This window comes from Agromyces fucosus, from assembly GCF_004134865.1.
Lineage (GTDB): Bacteria > Actinomycetota > Actinomycetes > Actinomycetales > Microbacteriaceae > Agromyces > Agromyces fucosus.
Genome location: NZ_SDPO01000001.1, coordinates 423,418 through 442,948, shown reverse-complemented (window position 1 = coordinate 442,948; position 19,531 = coordinate 423,418). Strand labels below are relative to the sequence as shown.

Below are 19,531 nucleotides of genomic sequence, written 5' to 3'. Positions count from 1 at the left end.
CGATGACGGTCGCGGAGCGCCGGCCTCGCATCGGAGTCATGGGCGGAACGTTCGATCCCATCCACCACGGTCACCTGGTCGCGGCGAGTGAGGTCGCGCAGTCGCTCGACCTCGACGAGGTCGTCTTCGTGCCGACCGGCCAGCCGGGCTACAAGTCGAACGTCACGCAGGCGGAGCATCGGTATCTGATGACCGTCATCGCCACGGCGTCGAACCCGAGGTTCACGGTGAGCCGCGTCGACATCGATCGCGAGAAGCCGACGTTCACGATCGACACCCTCCGCGACATCCGCCGCGAACGCCCCGATGCCGATCTCTACTTCATCACCGGCGCCGACGCGATCGCGCAGATCCTCTCCTGGAAAGACGTGCAGGAGCTCTGGGATCTCGCGCACTTCGTTGCTGTGAGTCGTCCGGGACATGTGCTTTCTGTTTCTGGATTGCCGGAGCAAGACGTAAGCTTGCTGGAAGTTCCGGCTCTGGCGATTTCGTCGACCGATTGCCGGAGCAGGGTGCGCCGGGGTTTCCCGGTGTGGTACTTGGTGCCCGATGGGGTCGTCCAGTACATCTCCAAGCACCATCTCTACCGGAGTGTCGAATGACGTCGTCGCAGGATCCGCCGCTGACGCGCCGCGAAATGCGCGAACGCGAGCGACTGCTGGAGCAGCAGGAGCCTTCGGCGACCCCGGATGCCGCCGGCCAGACGCGACCCGTTGCCGACGCCCTTCCTCCGGCCCCGCCGCAGCAACCCCTCCCGCCCGCGCCGGCGCAGTCCGTGCCCGCGCCCTCGTTGCCCGTTGCCGCGACGAGTCCCGCGTACGCGGCACCCCGCCCGGCCGGCACCTTCGGCGAGTCCGCGGTGTCGTTCCCATCGGCTCCGCCCGCAGCGGTGCCTCAGCAGAGTCCGTTCGCGCCGCGTCCGGTAGCTCCTGCTCCCGCTCCTGCGGTACCGATCCAGCCGCCCGCGGCCGCCGCGGCATACGCGCGGCCGGCCGTCGAGCAGCCGCAACCGCCGCAGTTCGGCCTCGGCGAGTCGACGACGCCCGAGCGAACGCTCACCCGTCGTGAACTCCGAGCGATGCTCGACGCGAACCAGCTCGACGAGTTCGATCTCGAAGACGACGAGATCGACGACCCGGCGCCGCATCAGCAGCTGCCCGGGGGAGTCGCCCCCTTCCCGGCGGCCGCGAGCCCGGTGCATCCGGTTCGCCCTGACGAGGAGATCTCGTCGCCGTCGCCGGCTGTCGGCCACTGGACCTCGCAGCTGAACGCCCCGATCGAGACGGCCGAGCCGTTCGACCAGATGCTGTCTCGCGGTGGTGTCAGCCATGGAGTGCCGACGACGACCAACGCCCTGATCCTGCCGACGCTGCCCGACCACGGTTCGCTCAGCGGCGCTCCGCTCGCATCGAGCGGCGAGATCATCGCCACGGGTTCGATCGACCTGCCGCGCTCGTACGGCGCGACGGGCGTCCATCCCAACCGCATCGATTCCTCAGACGTCGACCGCCTCTTCGATCAGATCGAAGAGGTCGGCACCGGTGCGGCGCCCGTCGCGGCGACGCGCGCCATCAGCACCCAGGGCGCAGCCCGCGCCATGATCGCCCCGCCGAAGAAGGAGGGCATGAACGTTCCGCTCGTGCTCGCCGTGACCGCCGGAGTGCTCGCACTCGGTGTCGTCGCCACCCTCGTCATCGGTGCCGTCGCAGGGCTGTTCTGATCCGAGACAACCACAACGCACCGGAAGTGAGCGCATGACTGCATCCGACCAGGCCCTCGAGACGCTCGCGCTGGCAGCGCGTGCGGCTGATTCGAAGGGCGGCGACGACCTCGTCGCCCTCGACGTGTCGCGCCAGATCCCGTTCGCCGACGTGTTCCTCATCGTCACCGGCAACTCCGAGCGCAACGTCATCGCGATCGCCGATGAGATCGAAGACGTGCTGGGCCGCGCCGGCACGCCGACGAAGCGCCGTGAAGGGCACCAGGTCGGGCGCTGGATCCTGCTCGACTTCGGCGACCTCGTCGTGCACGTCTTCCACCAGGAGGAACGGTTGTACTACGGCCTCGAGCGGCTCTGGGCGGACTGCCCGGCGCTTCCCGTGGCGCCGTTGCTCGCCGCGAGCAGCTGATCGGATCGAGCTTCACCGGTCGAGGGTCCCTCGATTTCGTCTGCGGGCGGAGGCTGGTGTAAGCTCAATTCGTTGCCTCGAACGAGGCAGAACGGGTCTGTGGCGCAGCTGGTAGCGCACCTGCATGGCATGCAGGGGGTCAGGGGTTCGAGTCCCCTCAGATCCACCAAAAACCCCTGATGAATCGCAAGATTCGTCGGGGGTTCTTTCGTTGAAAATTGCGGAAAATGGGCCGTTGGGGCCTTTTTCGAAGCGATGACGGGTCGCCACAGGCATCCACATGCGAAGTCCTGAGACGGCAAGTATTTCGGCGTGATGCGCACTCCTGAGGAGTATGAGCACATCAACCCAACCCACCGTTCCGGCATCCCGCTTCGTCGACAAGCTCGGGGACTATCTGAGCGTCGACGAACTGGCGCAGTACCTGCAGCTGTCCAAAGAGACGATCTACCACTGGCGTCTCGAAGGAACCAGCATCTTTCGTCGCATCGACGGGAGCTACGGCACGCTCCGCATCCGCGCGACCTCCAAGGCGCGCGCACGGCGGACGCTCATCGAAGCTGTTGGTGAGGAGTACGAAGCCGCCCACGCGACGGGTGACGGTCTGACGCCGGACTCGTTCTTCGTCGAGCTCGCCCATGAGTACATGGAACAAACGGCGTTCACCGGCGATCAACGCGTACAACGCGGCACGAGAACCGGCGACTGATCCAGAAGAAGATCGCGCCGCTGATGGGAGCCCTTTCACTTCGGGACATCAAGGCGAGCGCGATCCTGCGGGTCTACAAGTCCATCCACAGGGAGATGCACAGACAGGCGGATACATACAAGGCGCTGATCAGTCAGATCCGTTCGTATGCGTCATGAACGATCTCATGATCGCCAATCCAGCTCGAGAGGTGAGGAGCGTCAAGAAACGGCCGAAGCCGATCACGCGCCCGATGCGATTGATTTGGAGCACTTTCGGGCGATCATTCGCGACTACCAGAATCGCGAGGACCGGATGGGGCCGCGGCCGTCGGATCTTCTTGGCGATGTGCACCGACTTCGCCCGTACGCCCGGCGTGCGTTGGCCGGACAAGTAGGCCCGGATCGTTCTACGGTCATGGATGGTGCGACGGGCGATTTCGCTGATCGTCATCGCCTGTCGTTTGAGCGCGTGGATGTCCACGTCGGCCTCTTCCGAGAGCATGAGAGCGGGCCCTTCTCGTGCTGGTGTGTGGTCGAAGACCATCAGCATCGAGAAGGGCCCGCCCTCATGAGCGGAAGCGACCCGGAGTTGGGAATTTCGATGAGCGAAACTGAGGAATTCACTGAGCGCCGTCAAGCATCAACGACACTCGTGGTGAGCGGCGCAATCGAGGCGCGCGCGGATAGGTGCGCCCTAGTCGATGCCGGCGAGTTCGAGTAGTGCGTCAACCACGCGCGCGCGGGTTCGGACTCGCTTCGCGATCGCAGGACCGAGACTCATTCAACGAACGCGATCGAACACGAGCCGAGGGCGCGACACCGATGTCGCAGCCGGGCCCTGGGGAGGGGCTAGCTATTGGCGGATGTCGACGTGATCGATCTGGAAGTAGCTGCCTCCTGTCTTTTTCAGTTCCAGTGTGTGGGGGCCGGCCGACAATCCAGTTGCCGAGTAAGTCAGCACCCGCGCCCTGTACCCGCCTGAGTTGCTGGCAGTGAAGGTGCCTGGTTGGCTCACGCCGTCGACCTTCACCGTGAAGGTTCCATACGACGGGTTGGTCGGCATGTACACGTATGCCGCCGCGCCCGAGAACGTGATGGTTGCGGTGTCGTTGTTGGTCATCGTGTACCGGACATCGTCGTTCCAGTCGCCAGCGTTTCGGTTGCTTGCCGTGGTCCACGATCCGCTGTACGCGATGGAGGCGTTGTCGTTGTTCATACGGGTGCACGCCGACGTGCCGCAATCGTCGTACTGGATTGAGTCGACTTGGAAGTAGCTGCCTCCGGTCTTGGTGATCGTGAGCGTGTGCGGGCCGTATGCCAACCCGTCGATGTCGACCGTCTTCTGCTTCGGGTTGTATCCGCTCGCGGCGTATGCGGTGAATGTGCCCGGTTTGGCGACCCCGTCGACTGTGACTGTGAATGCTCCGTAGGAACTGTGGGTCGGCATGAAGACGCGCGCTCCCGTTCCAGTGAACGTCACCGTCGCCGCGTCGCCATTCGTGGTCGTGTACTGCACATCGTTCTGATAGTCGCCCGCGTTGCGGTTCGCGGAGTGGGCCCACGAGCCCGTGTAGGTGATCGACGACGCGGTGTTGTTGAGCTCGAAGCAGCGCGTTCCACATGTCGCGGCTCGATACCTCTGGCCAACCTCACGGAGCAGCGCGAGGGTTTCCGGATCCCAGACGCCCCCCTCCCACATCATCGGCACGAAACTGATTGTCTTGTGATCCGATCGCGCGGTCTGCAGGTCGTTCAGTACCCTGTCGGTGGTGAGCCCGCTGCTCAGCGAAATGGGTGTGTTTGGCTGGTAGACCCCCCAGCCGCCATTGAGAAGATAGTTGCAGTGCGCGCGCAGCGTTGCAAAGGGTCCACTCGTGTAAACCCCTGTCGAACCCACCGGCGAGCCGGCGCGGGGACCGAGTGGTCCGCAGCTGTCGACGTTCAGCCAGTCCGAGAACGGGGTGTATGCCGCAGCCTCCCAATTGTTCCAGGAAACCAGCCGATCCGGGTTTCCTACCCGGGCCGTCTCCTGCAGCTCCTCGAACTTCGCCGGGTAGTAGTACGAGGCGTCGTCAAAGAACCAGCCGTCAAGATCGGTTCCAAATTGATTTCCGATCGCCGTGATCACGTTCTTCCAGTTGGTGAAAAACGTCGCGCGATCACCAACACCCGTGAGCCGGAACGACGAGGGGAAGTCCTGGCGGTCCCACCAGTTCGCGTCCTGATCATGACCGTTGTGGTAATAGAGCATGAACCGGATCCCCTGCGCAGTGAGTGCGGCCCCGATCTTGCGGTTCAGATCGGCTGAGCTTCCGTCCGAACACGTCTGACCCGTGAGGGTGTTGCTGTTCGGCGCCCCCCCGAGAATCGTGTCGATTGCAGAGTTCCCTCCACTGATTTGATAGGTCCACCAGGTGTACGACCAGACGACGTAGGCCGCCCCCGTGGACTTCACGTTGTTCACGAACGCTGGCACATCGAAGTCGCAAGCTTGGTCGAGCATTGACTTCTTTGCGCCGGACTGCGGATACCCCCACGCTCCGTACTGGAAGAACAAGCCATACCCGGCGTCGCTGAACCACTGATTGGCAGGGCGCTTGGAATCGGCAACGGCAGCATCGAAAGTCGACTGCTGCGAGGTCGCCAAGAACTCGAGAGACTTGATGTCCATGGCCGAGCTGCCCACGGAGGTCCGCTTCAACTCCAGGGTGCTGGTTCCCTCGGGGATCGTGATCGATCCCATACTGAGCCGATCCCATCCGAAGGAGTGCGTCGCAACGTCGAGAGTCCTCGTCGGCTGCCCGCTCTTGGTGCTGGTCAGCCGAAGGGCTACGGATGAGGAAGACGACAACAGAGCGACGATGTTGTACGAGACAGCCGCATCCGAGGTGACCGTCCACGTCAGCGTGGCGCCCGAGTCGTTGAAGCCCTCAACCCAGTAGTGGGCGTCGGCTTGATGGACCTCGACTGCCCCGTCGGTGCGAGCCGCAGCACCGGCCATCAGCATCGCTGGAGACGCCGCAGTACTACTTAGCGAACCATGAGCATCAGGTTCGCCATCGCTGGCATACGCCGCACCCGGCGAGCCAGTGATCATCGCGACAGCGAGTGCGGCCGTGACCGCGACCGCAACGGTCGGGGCCAAGCGCCTGCGCGCCCGGTCCCTCTGAAGTGACAGAGACGTCATTGAACTGCGCCCTTCATTCGAATGGAAAGTCGACCGCAGACCCGTCACCGTCGACGAGGGCAAATATCCAATGGAATGCCCGTAGCCGCATGGTACGCGTATCATGACTTGACCCGCAAGGATTCTAGCCGCTGCAACTCGCCGACAATCAAGGCGAATTGCGCTAGATCGGGATTGCCCCCATGGACCGGCGCGCTCGCCGTGCCGTGGCTCGACAACCGGCAGATATCACGCATCACAGGTCTCGCTGCGCCAGTTGGGCTGCGCCGCTTCGATTGGATCACGCATGCCAACGAACTCACTACCCCGACCCTTATCCTCCACGGATCTGCTGATATGTCGGCGCCGATCGGTGGCGGCGCATCTCGATGGCTACCGCAAAGGAAGGCGCCCTCAAACTCATGGAGACGAATGCGATCGCCGCCTCTGGCTGGAGCGCGGCCGATGCGACGCATGGACCGCTCGGGCAAGTCGTGCGAGGGACAGGTGTGGTTGCGTTGACCAGCGGCGAAGCAGGTCGCGATTCGGTCATCTCGTTCGCCGATGCAGCGCGCCGACTGGGCGGCGTGATTGCCGAAGTCGGTGGCTGCGTCATCGATGTCGCGCAGGTGCAGGTGCCGACGGCAATGGTCGCATCTGAACTCTCGCCGCTCGTCGATATTTTCCCGCTGCAACGGCTGGCTCTCGAGCTTGCCTTGCGCCGTGGACTCGACCCGGATCGCCCCGCCGGACTAGCCAAAGTAACGAAGACTACCTGAGTATGCGTCTACCCACCGGTGAACAATACGAGCTCTCATTCAGCACGCCTAATCATGAGCTGAGCGCGACGATCACACAGGTCGGGGCCGGAATCCGTGGGCTGCAGATCGACGGTATCGACATCGTCACCGGGATGCGTCTGCCATGTCTCGGGTACGAACTGTCTGGTCGGGCGTGGGACTGCTCGATGTGGATCCGGTCGCACGAGTCGGCATGAGGTCGGCGCGGATTGCGTGGGACGCTTTTGGGTCCCTTTTCATCCGCAGGCAACGGCAATTGACCGCAGCCAACGGACACCACGGCATCTCTCGCGCGGCCGCCTGGGGCTGATGATTACTGGCATCCACAACCACACACGTGCGCTTAGGTGATGTGCAGCACTGTCAGGGGGTCAGGGGTTCGAGTCCCCTCAGATCCACCAATTACCCCCGAAGAACTCAGGTTCTTCGGGGGTTTTCGTGTATTGAGAGCGGCATCTGCTGACGGGCCCGCCGGATTCGGAGCGGGTCCTGTCAGGAGCCCGCGCGCATCTCAGCGGCCACCGCGGCGACCTGTGTCCGGAGCCATCGGTGCCCCGCGTCCTCATCGTGCGAGGCGCTCCACCAGAACGCGTGGCGGATCTCCGGCAGTCGCAGCGGCGACTCGACGACGACCACGTCCGCCCTGGTGGCGAAGCGGGTCGCGAGCGATCCGGGAACGAACGCCACGCGATCGGTGCCCGCGACCATGTCGGGCAGGGTCAGGAAGTTTCGCGTGACGACTTCCGTGCGCGGCGAGAGTCCGAGGGTGAGCAACTGGCGCGTGGCGCTCGTCACGGCGGTGCGCCCGCTGTAGGTCACGGCCCATGGACGCTCGCCGAGTGCGTCGACCGTCAGCGCCGGGGCATCCGCACCGTCTTGGGGTGCTGCCACGATGCACGTCCACGCATCGATGAAGAGGTCGAGGTGCTCGGCGTGTTCGAAGTACCCGTGCGGCAGGACGAGCCCGTCGATGTCTCGGAGCGACTCGGGTGCGTTGTCGACCACCTGGTCCTGCATGTGCTCGAATCGCAATTGCGTGTGGGGCGCAGCGCGGGCGACCGCGCGGGCGAGCGGTGCACCGAAGATCGCGGCGATGTAGTCGGAGCAGACCAGGCGGAACTCGCGGTGGCTCTCGGACGGGCGGAACTCGGCCTGTGTTCCGAACAGCCGGCTGAGAACGCCAGTCGCACTGTGCACCTCGTCGAGCAGTTCGGCCCCGAGAGAGCTCAGCACGTATGCGTTGCCCGAGCGGATGAGCAGCTCGTCATTGAAATGCCGGCGGAGCCTCGAGAGCGCGGCGGAGAGCGCGGGCTGGCTCATGAACATGCGCTCGGCAGCCCGGCTGACGCTGCGCTCCTCGAGCAGTGCCTGCAGCGGCACGAGCAGGTTGAGGTCGATGGATCCAAGCTGCATCGGGGCGCGGTGCCGGTCGCCTGGCTCCGTTGCGCCTGATCGCTGCGTTCCCTCTGTCGCCATCGACACGGTCCCTTCACCTCGGCGGGCTAGCGCCCCGTGCTCTGTCGTATCACGAGCGAAGGTTCCAGTCGAACGGCGCGATGCTCGTGTTCGCCCGAATCGAGGTCGTCGAGGAGCAGGCCCACGCCCGCATACCCCAGCTCGGCACCCGGCTGGCTGATGGTCGAGATCTGGATCGGCGAATCCCAGGCTGCTTGGTTGTTGTCGTACCCGATGACCCCGACGATGTCTGGGACGCCGATGCCGCTCGATTCGGTGAAGGCCTGCACGATGCCGGCGGCGAGCAGGTCGGATGCCGCGACCACGCCGTCGATCTCCCCGGTGACGACGCGGGCCGCAAGGGCGTGGCCGACCTTCCACCCGTCAGCCCGATTGATGCCGTCGGGCGAGAGCTCGTCGACGGGGCGGATGCCGCTCGCCGCGAGCGTTCTCCGGAAACCCTCGCGGCGATCGGCCACGGGCTGGAGCGCGCTGGGACCGCCCACGAACACGAGCCGGGAGCGGCCCGTGTCGAGCAAGTGCTGCGTCGCCAATCGGCCGCCGGCCTCGTTGTCGAAGTAGGCGCTGCAGAACGCCGCGGCATCCGCGTGGAAGTTGAGCAGGGTCAGCACCGTGCCGCGCGCCCGGCGCGTGGAGAGCGCCCTGTAGTGCGTTTCGTCGTTCAGCGTGAGCAGCGTGCCGAGCACGCGCGACTCGGTGAACAGGTCGACGTACCGGTCCTCGCGCTCGAGGCGGCCGTCGGCATTGGCCACGAGCAGCGACAGCCCGTGCTCCTCAGCTGCGCGTTCAGCGCCGCGGGCGATGTCGACGAACAGTGAGTTGCCGAGGTCGGAGAGCACGAGCCCGATGGACCTGGAGCGCCCGGCGGCGAGGGATCGAGCGGCTCCGTTCGGCACGTAACCCAGCATCGAAATGGCACGTTCGACGCGGTCGATCGTCTCGGCGGCGACCCGTTCGCGGTGGTTCAGGACGTTCGACACGGTCGACTGGGAGACGCCGGCGAGAGAGGCGACATCGGCGATGCCCGCGGTTCCGGTGCTCGACGCACCGGGTGCTCTCTGGTCGCCGGAACTCATCGTCGAGGTGATCGTCATGAGCACAGCGTACGCGATCGTTGCAGCGTTCCAAGCCACGCAACGACGCGGGTATTCGTAGGTTCGATAGCGGGTATCAGGATACGGATGCCCGAAAACACGGCTGGGCCGCGGCGGCGCACGGTGCATCCGCCTAGCATCCTCTTGCAGCGCTACAACTCGAGAGCGCGGCCGCATTCAAGGAGGAACTGTGACCACAGCACGTATCCGAGCGCGACGACTCGCGCCGCTCATCGCGGGAGTCGGGGCCACCGCGCTCCTGCTGACCGCCTGTTCGGGCGACAGCGGCGGCGAGACCGCGGCGCCGACGGACTTCACGTACCTGTCGTTCGCTGAGAACACGAGCATCCAGGACACGCTGACCTCGCTCAGCACCGGCAGCTGCTCTGCTGAGAACGAGGCGCTCCCGCTCGACATCACCACCCAGCCGCAGGCCAGCTACGACCAGCAGCTCCAACTGCTCGCCGGTCAGAACGCGCTGCCGGTGCTCTTCGCCAGCGGCAATTCGCCGCAGGTCGCCAAGGACCTCAATGACGGCGGCAAGCTCGTCGATGTCGATGCGGCACTCGAGGAGCTCGACCAGAGCAACGCGATCATCCCCGCAGCTCGCTCCACCATCGAGGCACTCTACGGCGGGGACGTCTACGTGCTCCCGACCGAGTTCAACGTCGAGGGCATCTGGTACAACAAGCAGCTCTTCGCCGAGAACGGCATCGAGGAGCCGACCACTTGGGACGAGTTGACGGATGCTGCGGCGAAGCTGAGCGCGGCGGGCGTCACGGCGTTCTCCGCCGACGGTCAGGATGGCTGGCCGCTCACGCGTCTCGTCGGCAACTACCTGTTCCGCACCATCGGCCCGGATGCCCTGCAGAAGGTCATCGATGGCGAGGCCTCACTCACCGACCCTGAATACGTCGAAGCGGCGGCAGCTGTCGCCGACCTCGGCAAGGAAGGGTACTTCGGCCCGTCGGTCGGCTCGATCGACTACATGACCGCCGTCAACCAGTTCCTCACGGGCGAAGCCGGCATGTTCTACATGGGCAGTTGGATCCTCGCGAACTTCAACGACCCCGAGCAGAACAAGATCGGCGCGGAGAACATCGGCTTCATGCCGTTCCCCCACGTCGAAGGCGGCGAAGGCAGCCGTGACCAGCTCGCGGCAAACGTCGGCGTGCCGCTCGCGCTCTCCGAGGCGAGCTACGGCGGCGACGTCTCGGCGTGGCTCGGCTGCTTCGCCGAGAACTTCGGCTCGACCTCGCTCGGCGAGCAGGGCGTCATCACCGGCTTCGCCGTCAACGAACCGGTCGAGGACCTGCCGCCGCTCACGCAGGCGGTGCAGGAGAAGATCGACGCGACCACGCAGAGCGTGCTCTGGTTCGAGGCCCTGTTCAACGCGAAGGCGGCCACCACGAGCCAGACCAACGCGTCGCAGCTCGTGACCGGTGCGATCTCGCCCGAGGAGTTCATGGAGATGGTCCAGGCGGACCTCGAGTAGCTCCCCACCCGAACAGGCCGGAGGTCGCGCCCGCACGCGACCTCCGGCCCACATCCCGATCGAAAGCAACCCTGTGAACCGCGTCCTCGGCGACCCGCGCGCCATCCTCATCCTCCTGGGCCCCGCCCTGCTCGTCTACACGCTCGTCATGCTCGTGCCGATCTTCTGGTCGCTCGGCTACACGGTGTTCGAAGGCAACCCGATCACGGGCTTCGAGTTCGTCGGAATCGACAACTTCGTCGAGCTCTTCAACGATCCGAAGATCGCCGACGCGCTGGTGTTCACCCTGAAGTACGCGGTGGTGCTGACCGTCGCCCAGGTCGGCTTCGGCTACCTGCTCGCGCTCATCTACGTGTTCTGGCTCCGCAAGGCGTCGAGCCTCATTCGAACCTTGGCGTTCTTCCCCGTCGTGCTGCCCACGGTCGCCGTCGCCCTGCTCTTCCAGGAGCTGTTCAAGATCGCGCCGGTCAACGGCCTGGTGAACGACCTGCTGAACCTCGTCGGCATCCCGTCAGTCGACTGGTTCGCCTCGCCCGACACCGCGTTCCTCGTGCTCATCCTCATGGACCTCTGGCGCTCGATGGGCTTCTACGCGGTGCTGCTCTACGCCGGCCTCGTCGACATCCCCGACGACCTGTTCGAGTCCGCACGGCTGGACGGGGCATCCGGATGGCGGCTCGTGCGCCACATCGTGATCCCGCTCTCACTCCCCGTGCTGCTCTCCTCGATCATCTTCAGCGTCAACGGCACGCTCAAGGTCTTCGACTCGGTGCTTGCGCTCACGGGCGGCGGGCCGGGCAACACGACCACCCCGCTGACCCTGTACATGTACCAGACCTCCTTCACCTACGGCGAGTACGGGTACGGAAGCTCGATCGCACTGCTGCTGACGATCATCTGCCTGCTCGTCACGATCTTCATCTTCCGTTCCTCGCGCCGCGATCTGACCAAGGGCTGAACCATGACCGCAACCTTCACCGATCGCTCGCCACGCCTCATCAGCTTCGTTCGACGCATCCCCGTCTGGATCATCGTCGGGATTCTGCTCGTCGTCGTGGTCTATCCGCTGTTCTGGCTCCTCACCGGGTCGCTGAAGACGCAGGAGGAGTTCCTCAACAACCCGACGTGGGCGCTGCCTGAGGACTGGACGAACTTCAGCAATTACGTCGAGGCGTGGACCACCGGCAACCTCGGGGTCTACATCCGCAACAGCGTGCTCGCGGTCGTCCCCGCGCTCTTCTTCACCATCGTGTTCGGCGTGGCCGCAGGCTTCGCCCTCGAGGTGATGGTGTGGAAGGGTCGCGGGCCCGTGCTCCTGGCGTTCCTCGCGGGCATCATGATCCCGGGCCAGATGATCCTGCTGCCGCTGTTCACGATCTACTTCCGTGCCGGCCTCACCGGTTCGCTCTGGCCGCTCATCATCACGTACACCGCGATCGGCCTGCCGCTCACGGTGTTCATGATGGCGACCTACTTCCGCTCCGTGCCGCGCGAGATCTTCGAGGCCGCGACCCTCGACGGGGCGAACATCTTCCGGATGTTCTGGACGATCGGCTTCCCGCTCGTGCGCAACGCGATCTTCACCGTCGCGCTCGTGCAGTTCTTCTTCATCTGGAACGACCTGCTCATCGCCCTGACGTTCACGACCCGCGACGACCTCCGAACCATCCAGGTGGGCCTCCTGAACTTCACCGGGCAGTTCGGGCAGATCCAGTACGGCCCGACGTTCGCGGCCATCGCGGTCAACGTCATCGGCACGCTCGCGATCTACCTCTTCCTGAACCAGCGCGTGATGAAGGGCCTCACGGCGGGCTCGGTGAAGGGATGACCGGCATCGAGGGCCTCCGGCTCGAGCACGCTGCCGCCACACTCGGGATCGGCGTCGCCGCCCCTCGCCTGAGCTGGGCCCTGAGCGGCGAGCGTTCGCAGCGCGCGTACGAGGTCGAGGTGAGCTTCATCGGCGCTGATGAATCGACGACGGTCGTCGTGGATTCCACCGACACGCTCTACCAGCCCTGGCCTGCACGGCCGCTCCGGTCCCGCGAAGCGGCACACGTGAGCGTTCGCTCCCATCTCGTCGGCGACGAGGCGCCCACCGCCTGGAGCGCACCGGTCCGGGTCGAAGCCGGACTCCTCGACGTCGCAGACTGGGTCGTGGACTGGGTCTCCCCATCCCTGCATGCGCCGCACGACGGCGCGCGAGCCGCAACCCTCCTGCGTGCGGAGTTCGACGTCGAGGGACGCGTGCGCCGGGCACGGGTCTACGCGACGGCGCACGGCGTCTACGATCTCGAGGTGAACGGCGCCGCGGCATCCGACGAGGTGCTCGCGCCCGGATGGTCGAGCTACCTCCATCGCCTCCGCTATCGCACGCTCGACCTCACCGAGACGCTGGCCGAGGGGCGGAATGCGATCGGCGCCTGGCTCGCCGACGGCTGGTACCGCGGCAGGCTCGGGTTCAACGGCGGGCTGTGGGACAACTACGGCACGGATGTCTCGCTCCTGCTGCAGCTCGAGATCGAAGACGACCGCGGCGTGCGCGTCGTTCCGCTGCACTGGACGCACGCACCAGCGCCCATCGTCGCCACCGGGCTGTACGAGGGGGAACGCCACGATGCCCGCCTCGAGCCCGACGGCTGGTCCGCGCCGGGATTCGCCGCCGACGACTGGGAGGCCGCGAACACGCTTCCGCGTCGGCAGTTCTCCGCCGTGCTCGAGGCACCGACCGGACCACCCGTGCGGGTGATCGAGTCGATCCGTCCCGTCACCGCGGAACGGCGAGACGACGGCCGCCTCCTGCTCGACTTCGGCCAGAACATCGCGGGCAAACTGCGATTCACCGTGGCCGGAACGCCGGGGGAGACCGTGACCCTTCGGCACGCCGAGGTACTCGAGGCCGGGGAGCTGGCGCTCCGCCCGCTCCGTTCGGCCACGTCCGAGGACGCCTATACGTTCGCCACCGCCGAGCCCGTCACCTGGACCCCGAGGTTCACACTGCACGGCTTCCGGTACGCCGAGATCATCGGATGGCCGGCCGATGCCGGCACCGACGGCATCGAGGCCCTCGTCGTCCACTCCGACATGCGCCGGACCGGCTGGTTCGAGGCAGACCACCCATTGCTCGACCGCTTCCACGAGAACGTCGTCTGGAGCATGCGAGACAACTTCGTCGACCTGCCGACCGACTGCCCCCAGCGCGACGAACGGCTCGGCTGGAGCGGTGACATCCAGGTCTTCGCGCCGACTGCGTCGTACCTGTTCGATGCCACGGGCGTGCTCGAGAACTGGCTTCGGGACCTCGCCGCCGAGCAGCAGGTAACGGGATCGGTGCTGAACTTCCACCCGTGGATCGACTGCGGCTTCCCCGTGGACCCCGCCGCGGCCTGGGGTGATGCGGCCGTGATCGTGCCGTGGACCCTCTACCGCCGCACCGGGGATCTCGAGCTCCTGCGCACCCATTTCGACAGCATGCGCGCGTGGGTGGAGCAGGTCTTCGCGCTCACGCACGAGACGGGGCATTGGAACGAGGGCTTCCAACTCGGGGACTGGCTCGATCCCGCGGCACCGCCCGAACGCCCAGGCGACTCTCGAACAGATGCCAGCCTCGTCGCGACGGCGTACCACGCGCGCACCGCGCGGTTGGTGCTGGCTGCCGCGGAACTCCTCGGCGACACGGCCGCGGTGGCGCGCTACGCGCACATCGCCGACCTCGCAGCGACGGCTTTCCGCACGAACTACGTCGCGCCCTCGGGCAGGGTCGTCAGCGACACGGTGACCGCCCTTTCGGTGGCGATCGCCTTCGAACTGCTCGAGGGCGACCAGTATCGCGAGGCAGGTGAGCGCCTCGCGGTTCTCGTTGCCGAGGGCGATCACCTGATCGCCACGGGATTCGTCGGGACGCCGATCGTGTGCGATGCACTCACCTCGACCGGCCACCTCGACGACGCCTATCACCTGCTCCTCCGCACCGAAGCGCCATCGTGGCTGTACGCCGTGACGATGGGAGCGACCACGGTCTGGGAGCGCTGGGACAGCATGTTGCCCGACGGCCGCATCAACCCCGGCGAGATGACGTCCTTCAACCACTACGCCCTCGGAGCGGTGGCGGACTTCCTCCACCGGATCGTCGGCGGGCTCGAGGAGTTGGAACCCGGCTACCGGCGGGTGCGCATCGCGCCGCGGCCCGGCGGGGGACTCGGACGCGCGTCGGTGCGTCACGACAGCCCATTCGGCACGATCTCGTGCGAATGGGTCCGCGCGGGCGGCCGCATGACGGTCGAACTTCGTATCCCGGTCGGGGTCACCGCCGAGGTGGTCGTGCCGGATGGAACCGACCACGTGGAGACCGTGGGGGCCGGTGCCCACCGGTTCGAGTTCGCCCATCGGACACCCGACGAGGATGCTGCTCGACCGCGAAGATGGAACATCCACAATCCCGAGGAACGCGCGCAGATGATGCTGGAGGGTTCACGATGAGCGCGAACGCGAGCGCGAGCGCCGAGGCGCTCTCTGCCGAGCTCCCACTCGAAGATGCGGCGAGCCTGCTGTCGGGCGCCGACTTCGCCTCGACGAAGGCGTTGCCGGAGCGCGGCATCCGCGCCGTGATGATGACCGACGGATCCAACGGCGTCGCCATGAACCTGCCCGACTGGTCGGGAAAGATACCCGCGACCTGTTTCCCGACGTCGTCCGCGTTGGCGTCGAGCTGGGATCCGGAGCTCGTCGAACGCGTCGCCCGTGCGATCGGTGACGAGGCACGCGCTGCGGGCGCCGACGTGCTGCTGAGCCCCGGCATGAACCTCAAGCGCTCGCCGCTCGGCGGCCGCAACTTCGAGTACTACTCCGAAGACCCCCTGCTCACCGCTCGCCTCGCAACGGCCTTCGTCCGCGGCGTGCAGGATGCGGGCGTCGGCGCCTGCGTCAAGCACTTCGTCGCGAACAACCAGGAGACCGACCGCATGCGCGTGAGCGCCGAGGTCTCCGAACGCGCCTTGCGGGAGCTCTACCTCGCGGCCTTCGAGGCCGTCGTCACCGAGGCGAAGCCCTGGCTCGTGATGGCGTCCTACAACCGGGTGAACGGCTCCTACGTGAGCGAAGACCGACGCCTGCTCACCGGCGTCCTGCGCGAGGAGTGGGGTTTCGACGGGGTCGTGGTCTCCGACTGGGGTGCGGTCGAGGACCGCGTCCGCGCCGTCAGCGCCGGTCTCGACCTCGAGATGCCGTCGACCTCGGGGGCATCCGACGCGCAGATCGTCGAGGCGGTGCGAGCGGGCGTGCTCGACGAGTCCGTCGTGCGTCGGTCCGCCGAGCGGATCATCGCACTCGGCGAACGGGTCGTGGCACGAGCTGACGCGCGCCCGGTCGACCGCGAACGTGCGGCCGCGCTCGCCGTCGAGGCGGCTCGGAAGGCAGCCGTGCTCGTCAGGAACGAGCACGAGACGCTGCCCTTGGGCGGTGCCGCTCGGGTCGGCGTCATCGGCGCCCTCGCCGACGAGCCGCGGATCCAAGGCGCCGGAAGCGCCGGCGTCAACGCTCCCGCGGCCGGTTCGATCGTCGAGGCGCTCCGCCCGCTCGTCGGCACCGTGGATCACGCGCCCGGGTACCTGCCAGATGCCGTCACGACGAGCGATGAACTGCTCGCCGAGGCGGTCCGCGTCGCCGCTGCATCCGATGTCGCCGTCGTCATCGTCGGACTTCCCGAGACCGCTGAATCTGAGGGCTACGACCGCACCACGATGGACCTGCCGGAGGCGCAGGTCCGACTCATCAGCAGGGTCGCCCTCGCCGCTCCCAGCACGGTGGTAGTCGTGATCGCCGGCGGCGTGGTCTCGCTCGAGCCCTGGCGCCCGTACGTCGATGCGATCCTCCTGGCCGGACTGGCCGGACAGGGCGTCTCCGACGCCCTCGCCGGACTGCTCGTAGGCGCGGTGGCGCCCTCCGGTCGGCTCGCCGAGACGGTGCCGCTCGCGCTCTCGGATTCGCCGAGCTACCTGAGCTTCCCGGGTGAGGCCGGCCGCAGCGTCTACGGCGAGGGCGTGTTCGTTGGATACCGCGGGCACGACAGCGCCGGGTCGCCGGTCGCGTATCCCTTCGGCCACGGACTGACCTACACGACGTTCGAGTTCGACGACGCGGATGTCACGCCCGACGGCTCCGGCTGGGTCGCAAGCACGACCGTCCGGAACACCGGTACACGGGCCGCTCGTGCGGTCGTGCAGGTGTACGTGTCCCCGCCCGAGTCCCAGGTCCGCCGGCCCGTGCGAACGCTCGCCGGGTTCGCGGCCATCGAGCTCGAGCCGGGCGCGTCCGGATCGGTCTCGGTACGCGTCGACCGCCGCTCGATCGAGCGTTGGGATGAGGCCGCGGGGCAGTGGGTCGCCGACGGCGGAACGCACGTGTTCGCCTTCGGGGCGTCATCCCGCGACCTCCGCCAGAGCGTCGCCGTCGAGATCGACGCAACGGAACCAGACCTGCCGCTGACCCCGCATTCGACCCTGGTCGAATGGCTGGACCACCCGATCGCCGGCGCGATGCTGCTCGACGAGCTTCGCGCCGCGGATCCGACCGGCGCGACGGTCGGGATGCTGACGAATCCGACCGCAGTGCTCATGATCGGCGGGCTTCCCATCCACCGGCTCGCGGTGGATGCCGGCAATGCCCTCAGCGAGGAGTTGCTCCTGCGGGTGAGTGCGGCTGCCGCCGGTTCGCAGGACCGGCCAGGTACTGCATCGACTCGTCCGACGAGCTGACGAGCGCGCGGTAGCGTCCGCCGGGGCTCGCCTCTGGATGGGCCTGAGGCAGCGCTGCCGCGCGGAGTGCTGCCGAGATGTGCTCGGCGGCCGACTGCAGCGAGTCGACGAGCGGGATCCATGGTGCGTCGTCGTTCGGCACGACCGCGCCGACGGACGCGACGGTCTCGCCGGCCGCGCCCGTGACCGGCACCGCGATGCCGCGGGCGCTCGGGTGGATGTACCCGTCGGCGACGGCGAAGCGCTGGGTGCGAACGCGGTGGAGGACACGGCGCAGCTCCGCGGCATCCGCGATGGTGGCGTCGGTGAGGGAGCGCAGGGGGCCGGCCAGCACCTCGTCGCGGGTGGCGGCATCGGCGTCGGCCATCAGCACGAGGCCCGCGGCCGAGGCATGCAGGGGGAGGCGTCCGCCGATGATCGTCGCGTTCACGACGGCGTCGCGGCTCGAGAGCCGTTCGAGGAAGAGCACGTCGCCGCCGCTCAGGATGCCGAGCTGGACGTGCTGGCCGATCGAGCCATGCACCTCCTGGAGGTGCGGCATGGCGATCTCGCGCAGCCCGAGTGCACCGGGGGTGCGGCAGGCCAACTCCCAGAGACGGATGCCGAGACGGTAGGTGCGATCGGCGCCGCGCTCGACGAGCCGCTGTTCCTCGAGGTCGGCGAGCAGGGCGTGCGTCGTGCCGACCGGCAGCCCGCTGCGCCTCGAGAGCTCGGAGAGGCTGAGGAACGGCGAGTCGATGCTGAACGCGTCGAGCAGCTGCAGTTGGCGACTCAGCGTCGATCGGCCTGCGGATGCGCGTGCCATCATGTCTCCTTCGCACGTCGAGCCTATTCGGTTTTCGATTGATTCGAAAACGCCCACCATCGTGGTCTCGCCCGACCTACCGTGTCCCTACCGATCGTCGACGAAGACAGGGAGGCAGCGATGGCGCTGATCGAGACCGGGGACGACGTCCTGGTGGTCGCCGCGAAGACGAAGGTCGCCGACGATGTCGTCTCCCTCGTGCTGCAACGCCGCGATGGGGGTCGCCTCCCCGATTGGACGCCCGGCGCGCACCTCGACCTGGTGCTGCCCGATGGCACCACGCGCCAGTACTCCCTGCACGGCGACCCCCGAGAGGCCGCCGCCTATCGCATCGCCGTCCTTCGCGAAGCCGAGGGGAGCGGTGGCTCGCGCTACGTCCACGACGAGCTGCGTGAGGGCGATCTGGTGAGGTTCGGCGGCCCGCGCAACAACTTCCGCCTGACCCCTGCGCCCGCGTTCGCGTTCGTCGCCGGTGGCATCGGCATCACGCCGATGCTCCCGATGCTGCGCGCGGCGAGCCTGCTCGGCTCCGACTGGCGGCTGCTCTACCTCGGCCGCTCGCGCTCGCGCATGGCGTTCGTCGACGAGCTCGCCGGGTACGGCGACCGGGTCACGGTCCGGGCGTCCGACGAGGTGGGTCCCACCGACATCCGCTCGTGGCTCGAGTCGGGGCCGGATGCCGCGGCGCCCGCCGAGACGAAGTTCTACGCGTGCGGTCCGACGCGCCTCATCGAGGCGATCTCCGAACTCGCCGCCGAGCGCAGGCCCGGTTGGACGAGGGTCGAGCGGTTCGCGGCGGCCGACCGCGGCGAGCCTGCTCGCACCACGGCGTTCGACGTCGACGTCATCGGCACCGGGCGGAGCATCCGCGTCGTGCCGGGAGTGCCGGTCGCCGACGCGCTCCGAAGCGCGGGCTTCGACCTGCTCACCTCGTGCTCGCGCGGCGTCTGCGGCACGTGCGAGACCAGGGTCGTCGCCGGTGTGCCCGACCACCGCGACTCGATCCTCGACGACGCGGAGCGCGTCGACGGCACCTGCTTCTTCCCCTGCGTCTCGAGGGCGAAGAGCGACCGCCTCGTGATCTCCCTCTGAGGCGGCGCCCTCCGCGGACCGCCTGCACGACCGAC

General features: G+C 67.0%; 17 protein-coding genes and 1 tRNA gene. 13 read left to right on the top strand and 5 right to left on the bottom strand.

The genetic code is table 11. The features are described from left to right. Window positions 1-2: 2 nt before the first annotated feature. The 6 genes from nadD (at window position 3) to ESP57_RS18895 (ending at window position 2,996) form a co-directional block, all read left to right on the top strand. Window positions 3-602, top strand: coding sequence for a nicotinate-nucleotide adenylyltransferase (gene nadD / locus ESP57_RS02115; protein WP_056009119.1), 600 nt, complete (start codon window positions 3-5; stop codon window positions 600-602). After that, window positions 599-1,720, top strand: coding sequence for a hypothetical protein (locus tag ESP57_RS02110; protein ID WP_129230413.1), 1,122 nt, complete (start codon window positions 599-601; stop codon window positions 1,718-1,720). The genes nadD and ESP57_RS02110 overlap by 4 nt, the downstream gene beginning before the upstream one ends. Before the next feature lie 34 nt (window positions 1,721-1,754). Continuing rightward, window positions 1,755-2,129, top strand: a complete 375-nt coding sequence (gene rsfS / locus ESP57_RS02105) for a ribosome silencing factor (RefSeq protein WP_056009113.1) — start codon at window positions 1,755-1,757, stop codon at window positions 2,127-2,129. Between the two features lie 93 nt (window positions 2,130-2,222). Next, a tRNA-Ala gene (locus ESP57_RS02100) sits at window positions 2,223-2,298 on the top strand. Between the two features lie 165 nt (window positions 2,299-2,463). Then, window positions 2,464-2,838: a helix-turn-helix domain-containing protein gene (locus ESP57_RS02095; protein WP_129230412.1), complete on the top strand. Its 375-nt coding sequence runs from the start codon at window positions 2,464-2,466 to the stop codon at window positions 2,836-2,838. 23 nt (window positions 2,839-2,861) lie between these two features. After that, the gene (locus ESP57_RS18895) at window positions 2,862-2,996 is read left to right on the top strand and encodes a hypothetical protein (RefSeq protein ID WP_424219088.1); all 135 of its coding nucleotides are present in this window, start codon (window positions 2,862-2,864) and stop codon (window positions 2,994-2,996) included. Here the strand turns inward: ESP57_RS18895 and ESP57_RS18670 are convergent. Both ESP57_RS18670 and ESP57_RS02085 read right to left on the bottom strand, forming a co-directional pair. Next, complete coding sequence (locus ESP57_RS18670) at window positions 2,968-3,321, bottom strand: hypothetical protein (protein ID WP_082571308.1); 354 nt, start codon at window positions 3,319-3,321, stop codon at window positions 2,968-2,970. The genes ESP57_RS18895 and ESP57_RS18670 overlap by 29 nt on opposite strands. A gap of 351 nt (window positions 3,322-3,672) precedes the next feature. Next, window positions 3,673-5,916 carry a hypothetical protein gene (locus tag ESP57_RS02085; RefSeq protein ID WP_129230411.1) on the bottom strand — a complete coding sequence of 748 codons (2,244 nt, stop codon included), beginning with the start codon at window positions 5,914-5,916 and terminating at the stop codon, window positions 3,673-3,675. 458 nt (window positions 5,917-6,374) lie between these two features. Between ESP57_RS02085 and ESP57_RS02080 the strand changes: the two genes are divergently transcribed. Beyond that, window positions 6,375-6,764: a phosphoheptose isomerase family protein gene (locus tag ESP57_RS02080; RefSeq protein WP_129230410.1), complete on the top strand. Its 390-nt coding sequence runs from the start codon at window positions 6,375-6,377 to the stop codon at window positions 6,762-6,764. 513 nt (window positions 6,765-7,277) lie between these two features. Here the strand turns inward: ESP57_RS02080 and ESP57_RS02075 are convergent. Both ESP57_RS02075 and ESP57_RS02070 read right to left on the bottom strand, forming a co-directional pair. Then, window positions 7,278-8,198 (bottom strand): LysR family transcriptional regulator, encoded by a 921-nt coding sequence (locus ESP57_RS02075; RefSeq protein WP_165877356.1) that lies wholly within the window; start codon window positions 8,196-8,198, stop codon window positions 7,278-7,280. Window positions 8,199-8,287: 89 nt separating this feature from the next. Beyond that, complete coding sequence (locus ESP57_RS02070) at window positions 8,288-9,355, bottom strand: LacI family DNA-binding transcriptional regulator (RefSeq protein WP_243648370.1); 1,068 nt, start codon at window positions 9,353-9,355, stop codon at window positions 8,288-8,290. A gap of 190 nt (window positions 9,356-9,545) precedes the next feature. Here ESP57_RS02070 and ESP57_RS02065 point away from each other — a divergent pair, with 190 nt between their 5' ends. The 5 genes from ESP57_RS02065 to ESP57_RS02045 all read left to right on the top strand — a co-directional run bounded on the left by ESP57_RS02065 (window position 9,546) and on the right by ESP57_RS02045 (window position 17,599). Continuing rightward, on the top strand, window positions 9,546-10,850 hold the full coding sequence (locus ESP57_RS02065) for an ABC transporter substrate-binding protein (protein ID WP_129230408.1): 1,305 nt from the start codon (window positions 9,546-9,548) through the stop codon (window positions 10,848-10,850). 73 nt (window positions 10,851-10,923) lie between these two features. Next, window positions 10,924-11,808 carry a carbohydrate ABC transporter permease gene (locus ESP57_RS02060; RefSeq protein WP_056009097.1) on the top strand — a complete coding sequence of 295 codons (885 nt, stop codon included), beginning with the start codon at window positions 10,924-10,926 and terminating at the stop codon, window positions 11,806-11,808. 3 nt (window positions 11,809-11,811) lie between these two features. Continuing rightward, window positions 11,812-12,678, top strand: a complete 867-nt coding sequence (locus ESP57_RS02055; RefSeq protein ID WP_129230407.1) for a carbohydrate ABC transporter permease — start codon at window positions 11,812-11,814, stop codon at window positions 12,676-12,678. Then, window positions 12,675-15,326, top strand: a complete 2,652-nt coding sequence (locus tag ESP57_RS02050) for a family 78 glycoside hydrolase catalytic domain (protein WP_129230406.1) — start codon at window positions 12,675-12,677, stop codon at window positions 15,324-15,326. The genes ESP57_RS02055 and ESP57_RS02050 overlap by 4 nt, the downstream gene beginning before the upstream one ends. After that, window positions 15,323-17,599, top strand: coding sequence for a glycoside hydrolase family 3 C-terminal domain-containing protein (locus ESP57_RS02045; protein WP_129230405.1), 2,277 nt, complete (start codon window positions 15,323-15,325; stop codon window positions 17,597-17,599). Before ESP57_RS02050 ends, ESP57_RS02045 begins: the two co-directional genes overlap by 4 nt. Here the strand turns inward: ESP57_RS02045 and ESP57_RS02040 are convergent. Further along, a complete protein-coding gene (locus ESP57_RS02040; RefSeq protein ID WP_129230404.1) occupies window positions 17,511-18,404 on the bottom strand; it encodes an IclR family transcriptional regulator in 894 nt (297 codons plus the stop codon). The genes ESP57_RS02045 and ESP57_RS02040 overlap by 89 nt on opposite strands. A gap of 120 nt (window positions 18,405-18,524) precedes the next feature. Between ESP57_RS02040 and ESP57_RS02035 the strand changes: the two genes are divergently transcribed. Further along, entirely contained in the window at window positions 18,525-19,496 is a 972-nt protein-coding gene (locus ESP57_RS02035) for a PDR/VanB family oxidoreductase (protein WP_129230403.1), read from the top strand. Window positions 19,497-19,531: the final 35 nt, after the last annotated feature.

Coding starts and splice junctions, on each gene's coding strand:
- ESP57_RS02050 (WP_129230406.1), top strand. CDS start 12,675: ATGACCGGCATCGAGGGCCTCCGGCTCGAGCACGCTGCCGCCACACTC.
- ESP57_RS02045 (WP_129230405.1), top strand. CDS start 15,323: ATGAGCGCGAACGCGAGCGCGAGCGCCGAGGCGCTCTCTGCCGAGCTC.
- ESP57_RS02075 (WP_165877356.1), bottom strand. CDS start 8,198: ATGCAGCTTGGATCCATCGACCTCAACCTGCTCGTGCCGCTGCAGGCA.
- ESP57_RS02085 (WP_129230411.1), bottom strand. CDS start 5,916: ATGATCACTGGCTCGCCGGGTGCGGCGTATGCCAGCGATGGCGAACCT.
- ESP57_RS02095 (WP_129230412.1), top strand. CDS start 2,464: ATGAGCACATCAACCCAACCCACCGTTCCGGCATCCCGCTTCGTCGAC.
- ESP57_RS02070 (WP_243648370.1), bottom strand. CDS start 9,355: ATGACGATCACCTCGACGATGAGTTCCGGCGACCAGAGAGCACCCGGT.
- ESP57_RS02040 (WP_129230404.1), bottom strand. CDS start 18,404: ATGGCACGCGCATCCGCAGGCCGATCGACGCTGAGTCGCCAACTGCAG.
- ESP57_RS18670 (WP_082571308.1), bottom strand. CDS start 3,321: ATGCTCTCGGAAGAGGCCGACGTGGACATCCACGCGCTCAAACGACAG.
- rsfS (WP_056009113.1), top strand. CDS start 1,755: ATGACTGCATCCGACCAGGCCCTCGAGACGCTCGCGCTGGCAGCGCGT.
- ESP57_RS02055 (WP_129230407.1), top strand. CDS start 11,812: ATGACCGCAACCTTCACCGATCGCTCGCCACGCCTCATCAGCTTCGTT.
- nadD (WP_056009119.1), top strand. CDS start 3: ATGACGGTCGCGGAGCGCCGGCCTCGCATCGGAGTCATGGGCGGAACG.
- ESP57_RS02035 (WP_129230403.1), top strand. CDS start 18,525: ATGGCGCTGATCGAGACCGGGGACGACGTCCTGGTGGTCGCCGCGAAG.
- ESP57_RS18895 (WP_424219088.1), top strand. CDS start 2,862: ATGGGAGCCCTTTCACTTCGGGACATCAAGGCGAGCGCGATCCTGCGG.
- ESP57_RS02110 (WP_129230413.1), top strand. CDS start 599: ATGACGTCGTCGCAGGATCCGCCGCTGACGCGCCGCGAAATGCGCGAA.
- ESP57_RS02080 (WP_129230410.1), top strand. CDS start 6,375: ATGGCTACCGCAAAGGAAGGCGCCCTCAAACTCATGGAGACGAATGCG.